The 10170-nt window shown below is 59.5% G+C and carries 9 protein-coding genes; 6 read left to right on the forward strand and 3 right to left on the reverse strand.

All coding sequences use genetic code 11. The features are described 5' to 3' along the window. Positions 1-310: 310 nt before the first annotated feature. The 6 genes from P9228_RS06605 to P9228_RS06630 all read left to right on the forward strand — a co-directional run bounded on the left by P9228_RS06605 (position 311) and on the right by P9228_RS06630 (position 5981). Positions 311-1429, forward strand: a complete 1119-nt coding sequence (locus P9228_RS06605; RefSeq protein ID WP_278052779.1) for a phosphatase PAP2 family protein — start codon at positions 311-313, stop codon at positions 1427-1429. 89 nt (positions 1430-1518) lie between these two features. Continuing rightward, a complete protein-coding gene (locus P9228_RS06610; RefSeq protein WP_278052780.1) occupies positions 1519-2907 on the forward strand; it encodes a CpaF family protein in 1389 nt (462 codons plus the stop codon). After that, positions 2907-3878 (forward strand): type II secretion system F family protein, encoded by a 972-nt coding sequence (locus P9228_RS06615; RefSeq protein ID WP_278052781.1) that lies wholly within the window; start codon positions 2907-2909, stop codon positions 3876-3878. Before P9228_RS06610 ends, P9228_RS06615 begins: the two co-directional genes overlap by 1 nt. 9 nt (positions 3879-3887) lie before the next feature. After that, positions 3888-4844, forward strand: coding sequence for a type II secretion system F family protein (locus P9228_RS06620; protein ID WP_278052896.1), 957 nt, complete (start codon positions 3888-3890; stop codon positions 4842-4844). Positions 4845-4896: 52 nt separating this feature from the next. Further along, on the forward strand, positions 4897-5448 hold the full coding sequence (locus P9228_RS06625) for a tetratricopeptide repeat protein (protein WP_278052782.1): 552 nt from the start codon (positions 4897-4899) through the stop codon (positions 5446-5448). Further along, entirely contained in the window at positions 5445-5981 is a 537-nt protein-coding gene (locus P9228_RS06630; protein WP_278052783.1) for a prepilin peptidase, read from the forward strand. Before P9228_RS06625 ends, P9228_RS06630 begins: the two co-directional genes overlap by 4 nt. A 15-nt stretch (positions 5982-5996) precedes the next feature. Here the strand turns inward: P9228_RS06630 and P9228_RS06635 are convergent, their stop codons facing one another. From P9228_RS06635 to P9228_RS06645, 3 genes are all read right to left on the reverse strand, one after another. Continuing rightward, positions 5997-7250, reverse strand: a complete 1254-nt coding sequence (locus P9228_RS06635; protein ID WP_278052784.1) for an ABC transporter substrate-binding protein — start codon at positions 7248-7250, stop codon at positions 5997-5999. Positions 7251-7429: 179 nt separating this feature from the next. Beyond that, positions 7430-7798, reverse strand: coding sequence for a hypothetical protein (locus tag P9228_RS06640; protein ID WP_066989339.1), 369 nt, complete (start codon positions 7796-7798; stop codon positions 7430-7432). A 71-nt stretch (positions 7799-7869) separates the two neighbouring features. Then, positions 7870-10170, reverse strand: a 2301-nt coding sequence (locus tag P9228_RS06645; protein WP_278052785.1) for a type I secretion C-terminal target domain-containing protein, incomplete at its 5' end; no start/stop codon positions are given.

The following is a 10170-nucleotide window of genomic DNA, read 5'->3' on the forward strand; positions in this document are numbered from 1 at the left end:
CATTTTTCAAGCGATCTTAACCATTCGTTCACAATTCTGCCTCGTTCGGTGGGGAGCGTCCGCATATTAGGGAGAACGCATAAGACATTATATCTTGCAACTTATCCGAATAGGCGCGTCTGGAGTGGCAAAGGTCTTAGGACTTTGGTCCATGCTCCCGAGAGTAGGGCGAAATAAAACGATTTCTCAACGCTCCGCTTTTTAACTATGTCGCAAGTAAATCTGCGCCACGCCCTTGCGCGCGCTTGCCCCCCCTGTGGTTAACAGGTAGTTTCCGCAATTGGGGTAACTTAGCGAAGGCTGACGCGCGGTGTGGGGTTCGGCGGAGCTCAATGAGGTCAAAGGCGAAAGGCAGGTTGGCGCGGCTTCGTTCGGCCATCCTGTCACTGAACTGCGCTTTCGGACCGCGGGACTTTCACAGGTTCAAAGCAAAGGCACTGGGTTCTCGAACTATATTAGTTTGACCATATTCAACCTTGTATTGTTCGGAGGTCTTTCGCTGGCAAACGCTATCTGGCTCCAGTACTCCACAGTCAAAGTTGGATCAGGCTTGTGGCTAGATGGACTGACCACGACGGCATTTCTCGTCTTCTTTTGGGTTGTTCTTGGCGCGCTCCGCTATCAGACAGGACGTATCGAATTAAAGGTCGGCAACACGCTCCGCGAAATAGCGGGCCGGCTCCAGGCGCTCGCGCTGGCTTTGGCGGCCATTGTCCTGTTTTCAGCAATGCTGCTTCTGTACTCTTATCTTGCAACTGCTACCGATCGTCCCTTGATGGACTCTTATCTTGCGTCGGCAGATGCTGCATTGGGGTTTGATTGGGTCGCTTATACCCAGTGGCTGAACAAGCACCCCCCAATTCCCGCGGTCATTTCCATGGCATACGGCAGCCTCCAGATTCAGATGTTGGTGCTTCCGGCGATCCTGGCTTTCAAAGGGCGAATGGACCGGCTCCTGGAATTCGTGGCATGCTTTGGATTATCAGGGATCCTGACGTGCGTTGTTATGACATATGCGCCTGCTGCTGGAGCGTTCGATTTTTTTCACGCGTCGCCAAACATACTAGCAGCTTTTGGTCCGGGTGCTTCGACGAGGCACCTAGATCAACTCCATGCGCTGCGCGAACTCAGAAGTTTTTTGATTGAGCAGCCGGAAGGACTTGTGACCTTTCCTTCATTTCATTCGGCCCTCGCCGCTATTTTTGTTTTCTCTATGCGCGGCATTCGTTTCGCGATGCTGCCGGCCATAGTCGTAAACGCACTGCTGATTCTGGCGACGCCGCCCCAGGGGAGCCATTACTTGATTGATGTTATCGCCGGCGTTGCGATCGCCATGATGTCAGCTTGGATGGTGAGCCGGGTGGCTGGTTTATCAACTCATTTGACAGGCACCATCCTTCTTATACGCTCGAGACTTCGGTGGATTTAGGCAGAGAAATGTTCGTGTGGTTGTCCTGTAAACAAGCAAACCCGGTCTGGGTCGATCGGGGTCCCGTCAGTCAAATCGGTTGATAAAAAATGTTAGGTCGATTCATCAAAAACGCGGCTGAACAACCGCCTTCACAACCGGCTCAGCGCTTACCTGTGCCTGCCGCAACGCCGGTTCCTTCCGCCGCCTCGGACATGGTGTCGAACGACGAGGATTTCCTGGCTCTGAAAGTCGATCTGCATCGTCACCTGATTGACCGCTTCAATCTGGCGGCTCTCGAAAACGCATCGAAGCACGAGATTCTTGATGAAATACGTCCGATTGTGCGCGAATTCGTGCGCGGCCGGAATGTGCCGCTGAACGCTCGTGAACTGGACCAACTCACCAGCGACACAGCAGACGAGATGCTGGGGCTTGGTCCGATTGAGCCTCTGCTGAAGGATGATTCAATCGCAGACATCCTGATCAACACCCACAAGCACGTGTTCGTCGAGCGCCGCGGTGTGTTGGAAGAGACGGCTATCCGCTTTCGTGATGAAGCCCATCTCCTCAGGATCGTCAACAAGATCGTCTCAAATATCGGCCGGCGGGTCGACGAATCGGCGCCGATGGTCGATGCGCGCCTGGACGACGGTTCGCGCGTCAACATCGCCGTGAGGCCGATCTCGGTAGACGGTCCGCTGGTGTCGATCCGCAAATTCTCCAAAAATCCCTATTCGCTCGAACGCTTGATGGCATTCAACTCAATCCGCCAGCCGATGATTGACTTGCTGCGGATTGCGGTGCAGTCGCGCAAATCAATCTTGGTCTCGGGCGGCACCGGCAGCGGCAAGACCACGCTTCTTAATGCATTGTCGAGCTATATCCCTGCAAAAGAGCGCCTAGTCACCATCGAGGACGCGGCGGAACTTCAATTGCAGCAGCCGCATGTCGGCCGGCTGGAAACGCGGCCGCCCAATGTCGAGGGCAAGGGCGAAGTACGTCAGCGCGAACTGGTGAAGAACGCTTTGCGCATGCGGCCTGACCGCATCATCGTCGGCGAGGTGCGCGGCGAGGAAGCTTTCGACATGCTGCAGGCCATGAACACCGGCCATGAAGGTTCGATGACGACCATTCACGCCAACACACCCCGAGACGCTATCTCGCGTCTTGAGCAGATGGTCGGCATGGCAGGCATGCCGATGACCAATGACTCGATCCGGGCGCAGATCGCTTCGGCCATCGACATCATTGTTCAGACCCAGCGTCTTTCGGATGGCGGACGGCGGGTTGTCTCGATATCAGAACTGACCGGCATGGAAGGCAATGTTGTGCAGCTGCAAGAGATCTATCATTTTGTTCGCCGCGATGTCGCTCCCGACGGCAGCATCATCGGCGAGTTTCGCGCAACGGGCGTTCGGCCGCGTTTCGCGACAGAAGTCGCGACCCTTGGACATCATTTCGCCAAGGATGCTTTTAATCCACAGGTGCCCCTCTGATGTTTTCCGGCCAAACGCTGCTTTATCTGGTCTACGTGCTGGCCGCGGCCTCGGTCATTCTGGCCGTGGAGGTAATGTACGTATCGGTCGCCGGAACGCGGGCGCGAGCAGGCATAATAAACCGCCGCCTTCAAGTTATAGGCGAGGATGCTCCCGCCGAAAAAAGCTTGGAAGGCCTTCTTCAGGAGCGTGGCCTCACAGCATCGGGTGATTTTGCTTTCGGTCTCATAGCCCTCAATCGGCTTTACACGCAGTCGGGCATAACGGGCAATCCAATCAGTTTTGCGGTGGTCTTTTTGCTGGCTGGCCTCGTACTCGCTTTGATCGCGGCGATGTTGTTGGGCGTCTCAGTCATCGCCTCCGGTTTCGTCTTCCTGTTTGTTGCGATTGCTCTGCCTTTCCTCGTTCTGCGGCGGGCCCGAAACAAGCGAATCAACAAATTTGCCGGCCAACTTCCCGACGCACTCGACATGATTGTTCGCTCGCTGCGCGCGGGCCATCCCACAACGGTGGCAATCGGGCTTGTTGCGCGTGAAATGCCGGATCCGCTTGGTACCGAGTTCGGCATTGTCTCGGATGAGATCTCGTTTGGTCTGAGCCTTGAGCATGCTGTGCGCAAACTGTCAGAGCGCGTCGGTTTCGAAGGATTGCATCTGTTGTCGGTCTCGCTCTCCATCCAGGCAAAAACCGGCGGCAATCTCACCGAAATACTGTCGAATCTGGCGTCAGTGCTGCGCGAGCGGCGCAAGCTTCGGCTTAAAATCAGAGCGTTGTCAGCCGAAGGGCGCGTTTCGGCGTGGATCATTTCACTCTTTCCGGTACTGATGTTCTTTATCCTATTAGGGATCGCCCCGAGTTACTACGGCGATGTTTGGGGCAGTCCGATCATTATGCCAGTCTTCGTGACCTTTGGAGCGTGGGCACTCTTGGGTGATTACATCATGTACCGCATGGTCAACTTCGATTTCTAGGGCTGGGGTATCGCCTTGCTGAACGACTTTGGAAATTCGCCAGTGTTGCTGTCGTTCGCTGTATTTCTCGCGGCAGGCGCACTCTTCCTGCTGGTCGCTCTGATGTTGGCGCCAGTCCTTCAGACCCGAAAGCGGATCGCCGAAAGCCTCTTGTCGGAGGGCATTGCAAGTCGCCGCTCACTGACAGCACAGCAGGAGATCACCCGGATTTCGGCCAAGCAACCGGTCGACGCTTATTTTCGTGCGCTTGAGAAGGAGCGAGGTGAACCCAACGCGCTGGAAGCAAAACTTTTCCGCGCCGGGTTCCATCAGCCAAGCGCTCCCATCATCTATACCGTTTCTCGCCTTGGCGCGGTGTGCGTCGGGTTTCTGATCAGCTACGCGCTGTTTTCCAACCTCCTGCCACCTCAACTGCCCAGTGTTCTTGCATTTGGAGGGGCGGCTCTGATCGGACTGGGATGCATCGTCATCCCCAGCATCATGCTCGATCGCTTTGAGAATGCTCAGAAGCAGGTCTATCAGCGCGGGTTTCCCGATTTCATGGACATGATGATCACTTGCGCTGATGCCGGCATGAGCCTCGAGGCTGCGGTTGATCGGGTGGGTAGTGAACTAGCCGGCACCCACAAGTGGCTCGGTATTCAGCTCTCTATAATGAATCTGCAATTGCGTGCCGGCAAGCCGTTGCGTGAAGCGCTTCGCGAGTTGGCAGATCGTATCGGGCTGGAGGAAGCGAAGGCCCTGGCGGTGCTGTTTCGTCAGTCGGAAGAACTCGGCACCAGCCTCACCGAGGCACTGCGGGTCTATAGCGATGAAATGCGTACCCAAAGAATGCTGCGTGCGGAAGAGCAGGCCAATGCTTTGCCGGTCAAGATGATGATCCCTCTCGGTCTCTGCATCTTTCCTGTGGTGATGATGGTGGTGATGTTACCGGTCGTTATCCGCATGAAAGGCATTTTCTTCTAAGCCATCATATGATTAGGTTCTCAGACAGAGTCGGGGACTCGTGGGACACACAATGATACGGCCAAAGCGCCTCGCAGTCGCGACCAGCCTGCTGCTCATCTTCCTTGCGGGCTGTCAGACAAAAGACATCGCCGACGGCGTGGTTCGCACCAATGAGCCCGCGAAGGGCGACTACACCGCCTTCGGCGATGCCTTCGACGGGCTGAAGACCGTCAGCGACGTCGACTACTATGCCTCGGACCAGGCGGTCACCGAGGCCAAGACCCAGTTCCGCTCCGAGAACTACGGCAACGCCGGCGCCTTATTCTACAAGGCGACGCGGCTGGCGCCCAACGATGGCGTCGCCTGGCTGGGCCTTGCCGCATCCTGCGACCGCATTCGTCGTTTCGATCTTTCCGACATGGCCTATACGCGGGCCTACAAGCTGCTCGGCGCGACCCCTGAATACTACAACAATGTCGGCTATTCCTATCTCCTGCGCGGTAAACTGCAGCAGGCGCGCACCAATTTCCTCAAGGCCTATGAGCTTGCGCCAAACGATCCGACCGTGGCCAACAATCTGAAGCTACTGTCGTCCAGCGTGCGCAACATAGAGCGGTCATGAGCCCTCTGCTTGCCGTATCGGTCCTGTTCAAGGCACTCGCGATCCCGTTGCTTGCAAGGATAGCCTGGACCGACTTCAAAACTCAGAAAATATCGAACCGTGACGTTCTCCTGCTCTTTTTCCTGGGTGTCGGCTCCTTACAACTGATGTCCGTTCAGGCCGGGTCGTGGTGGGACATGGGGTTAAGTGCAATCGCCGGATTGCTGCTGTTCGTCGTTCTCTTTCCGCTCTGGGCTCTACGCAAGCTCGGCGCGGGCGATGTGAAGCTGATGGCAGTTATGCCGTTTGTGATCGGCGGCAGCGGCCTCGCGCCGTTCTCGATCATGCTTCTGCTGTTTGCGCTCGCTACCGCCGCTGTCATGAAGTACCCCTTCCTGCTGCCTGAGGGTGCATTCCGAGTTTACATCCAGCACCTGGATCGCAAAGGTGTAGTACCTTTTGGGGTACCAATCTCTGCCGCTGCGATCTGTGCGATAGCGTTCCAGATATACGCCATCCTGATGGTGGTGACGGGTTCCGGGGCATTGCAGTAACTGATCTGAGTCCCCTCAAAACCCCGCGGTCTGTTTCTCCACCAGTTTCAGTCTACCTTTCTCCACCTTGAAAAACGGCATCGATCTTTGGCTCGAGCCGTCGGCGCGGAAGCGGAACAGGCCGGTCGAGCCGCGGAAGCCGCTGGCGTTCTCCAGCACCTGTTTGGAGAAACCGTTCGGGCCGACCGAGCTTGCTATGCCGGCCGACAGCGCCACCATGTCGTATGCGTAGGCGACGTTGACGTCGGGCTGATAGTTGTAGGTCGCCTTGAAACGGTCGGCGATCGGTCCGGTCTCGCTCTGGTCGAGCGTTGCGATATAGGCGCCCTCATAGAGCGGATCGATCGGGCGCTCGAGCCAGCGTTCGGTGCCGATCAGGCTCACCGCCTTGCCCGGAATACCCTTCGCCTTAAGGGCCGACAGCACGGCGACAGGGCTGCCGTCGCCGCTGGCGACGACGACGGCGTCGGGGGCCTCGACCAGCGAGCCCATGTCCGACACCACCTTGGCGGCGTCCGACGCCGAATAGGGAAGCGTCACGGCAAGCGTTGCGCCATAGATGCTGAGCGCGTTGGCGACCCGCGCCTCGACGGCGCCGGCGTTCGCGCCCGCCGGCACCAGGAGCACGAATTTCTTGGCGCCCTTGCTGGCGACCGCTGCCGCGCCCGCCGCCGCGCTGTCGGCTTCGCTGAGCCGCACCGAATAGACGCCGGGGCCGCCGGCGAAATTGTCGGCCAGCGCCAGCACCGGCGGCCGCTGCGTGCCGGAGAGTTTGGCAAGGTGCTGCGCCGCCGCAAGCTCGGCCGGCCCGATGACGATTTTCACGCCGCCCGAAGTGATCGCCTTCACCGCCAGGTCCTTGGCATAGCCGCTGTCGCCGCGCGTGTCCTCGATGGTCAGCGTCACCAGCTTGTCGCCGAGATCGGCCATTGCCAGCCGCGCGGCATCATACATCTTCCTGCCGTTCTCGCCCGCGCTGCCAGGGGCGGAGAGCGGCAAAAGCATGACGATCTTGGTCGAGCCCGTGCCGAGCGTCAGATTGCCCTTGGGGGCGGTTGCTGCGGAACTGGCGGTCAGCTGCGCGGGCGCGGCGGTGGTGGCTCCGGCCTGGCTTGCCGGAACGGCGATCGCCGCGGGGTCCAGCACCTCCGATGCGCCGTTCTTCGACTGGCAGCCGGAGATCGCCGCGACCACGGCAAAGGCGAGCGCCGGGGCCAATCCAGGAAAAGTGCGCAGCGGTTTCCCGTCCGCGATTGCGCAGAAACGCATAGCCGGACCAGTTCGGCGTTTCCCGGAAACGCTGAACCGCTCCAACGCTCGCGAAAACCCGCGTCGGAAAAGCCGCGCTACGCCGGCATGCGTGGCGACCCGCGCCGGTCGCACGCAAGCGTCGGCCTCGGCGCAGACTGTCTTGGCCATCATCGCAGCTGGTCGGCGCGCCCGTCAGCTCAGTGCATGTACTCGACCATGCGGTCGTGGAAGCATTCGCACTTGTTGAGGTAGTCCTCGTCCTTGTAGTTGGTCTTGAGATAGCCATAGGCCTTGCCGCAGGCGACCTTGGCTTCCGAGGCCCAGACGAAGGCGGGGCGCGACGAGTTGATCCATTCCGGGCTGTTGGCGACGGCGACCGATTCGTCCATCAGCTTCACCACATGGTCCTTGAGCTCGACCATGTTGTCGGTCAGCACCAGGTCCGAGGTGCCGACGGTGCGGCAATAATTCACCGCCGGCTCGCCGATGATATCTGCGGCAAAGCCGGTCGATCCGGCGAGCAGCACCGCCACGGCCGAGGCCAGCAGTCTTACGGAATGTTTCATGTAAGCCCCTCTCCAAATTGCAAATTCACGGTTCGCTAACGCTAGCATAGCAGCACGGCCGCGCCTAAGCATTAAATCGTGGCCGTGTGCTGTTGATGGTTCGTGTCGTCGTAAAGGATGTTGATTGTTCCGGCCGCAGGCGCGTTCTGAAGAACGGCGACATCGACGAAGTTGGCGGGATTGCCCGAGCCGCTGGCGTCCACGCTCACCGTATTGGTTTCGCTGTTATAGTGGACGTAGTTGCTGATATTGCCAGCAGGCGCGGTGTCGAACAGGGCGCTGAGGTCGATCTTGTCGCCCTCCGAGCCGTGGTAGTCGGTGATCAGATCCTTGATGTCCAGGCTGTCCAGCTTGAACGTATCGGCGCCCGAAGTGCCGGCCATTGTCGACGCAGCTCCGGAAGCGGCGCTGTCGAAATTGCCGAAGCCGATATCGGCGACCGCCCCCGTCTCGCCGTTGGCGGTCGTGAAAGTTGCTTCGCCATAGGTCAGGACCGAGCCGTCGGCCGAAACCGAATGCTGGTTGTTGCTTTCCAGTCCGATCTCGACGATGCCCAAAGCGGCAAGGCTCTTGAACTCACCTGGGTCCGACACGCCATTGCCATTGGCATCCTGCCAGACACCAAATTGCGCGAAGTCGTGGTCGGCGGCGGTCAGCTTGCCGTCATGGTTCGTGTCGTAGACCTGCTCGAGCGCGGCAAGGTCGGTCGCAGCACCCACGGCGTGCTGGGTGAAGACGATTTCCGAGCCGTTGTTCACCTTGCCGTCGCCGTTGAGGTCGATCGCCAGGATACCGTCATGCGAATCTACCCAGGCGGTCTTCGAGGCGACACCATCGCCGTTGTAGTCGAACGAAACAGTGGAGTGCGTGAGATCGGTGGTCTGGATTCCGTCGTGGTTGAGGTCGAGCACCACCGGGGTGGCGACGGCGAAGGGCGTCAAGCCGTCTTTTACGTGAACAGTGAAATTCGCCGTTCCAGTCTGGTCGCCGTCACCGTCCGTAAGCTGCAGCGTCACCGGAATCGTGTGGTCGACCGTGGTCGATGTCACACCGACGTCCGTGAGGTTGAGCTTGGTCTTGCCCGAAGACTCGTATGCGTCGACCCAGGCGATCTGCAGGCCTGCAGGCGAATTGATGGTCAGCGACGTCGCACCGGTCGTTGGAATGAAGGAAGCGGTGCTTCCGTCGGTGTAGTGGGCGACGAATTCGACCTTGTTGCTGGCGCTCACCGCGTCGAACGAAAATTTGGCATAGCTGACATTCGCCATGGTGATGGCCGGGGGCGTATAGCCGCCAGCGCCGTCGTAGTCGTTCGGCGCACCGAAATCGAAGCGCATGAACTCGCCCGCGTCGAAGTTGTTGTTGCCAAGTCCCCAACCGGCGGTCGAGCCGTTGACATTGGACGTCTGCGCGAGCGACGGATTGCCGCCTGCCAGCCAGGCAGCCTCGTGAGCTCCAGTGAAGATGCCGCCGGCATCCGTGGGTGCCCATCCGGTCACCATCACGATGTTCTGGCCGCCGGCCGTCACGACGATGGAATTGCTGGGGCCGGAGCCAAAGGCGCCGTTTGAGGCGACAGAGACATTGCTTGTCGACCCGTCAAGCTTGGCCAGCAGATCGAAGGTGTATTGCCCCGAGGTGCCGGCCGCGGTGTTCACCGTGACCGTGAAGACCGCCGTGTCGCCGGCGTCATGGCTTCCGTTGTTGTTGTTGTCGGCGTAGGCCGTCAGCACGTTGCCGACCTGCTCTGTGACAAGATTGTGCCCATTGGAGGTCAATCCGGTTGTATTGACCGTGATCGTCATGGCCGCGCCGGCGCCGTCAGCACCGGGAACGAAATTGATGGCCCCGACGGCGGGCGTCTGCGCGGGGTCGTTGCTGGCCTGCTGGCTCTGCACGCTGTTCAGCGTCGGCACGTCGTCGACGATGTTGACGGAGAGCGTGCCGGTGGCGTTCTGGCCGTCCTGGTCGGTGAGCGAGACGGTCATGTTCTCGAACAGGCTGTTGGTGCCCTGGCCGGCGGCATGCGTCTCGTTGTCGTTGAGCGTGTAGGTGTAGCTGACGACGCCGGTTGCGGCATTGTAGCCGGTGACGTTGAGCGTGTTGCCGAGCGCCGTGGTGAAGGAGCCGGCGCTGAAGACGCCGTTGGTGATGAAGGCGTGGCCGTCGATGCTGAGCGTGGCGATGCCGTCGGGCGAGGCGATGGTGAAGGTGCCGCCCTGGGTGGTGCTCTCCTTGGAGGTGTCGGAGCCGGCCGATTCACCGGCGCCGCGGCTGGCGAGCAGGTCGTCCTCGTTGACCGTCACGTCGCCGCCATTGGCTGCCGGCGTCAGGTCGGTGATGGTCGGCGGCGTGTTGCCGATCGAGATGGT

Origin of the sequence: Mesorhizobium sp. WSM4898, assembly GCF_029625845.1 — a bacterium.
Taxonomy (GTDB): domain Bacteria; phylum Pseudomonadota; class Alphaproteobacteria; order Rhizobiales; family Rhizobiaceae; genus Mesorhizobium.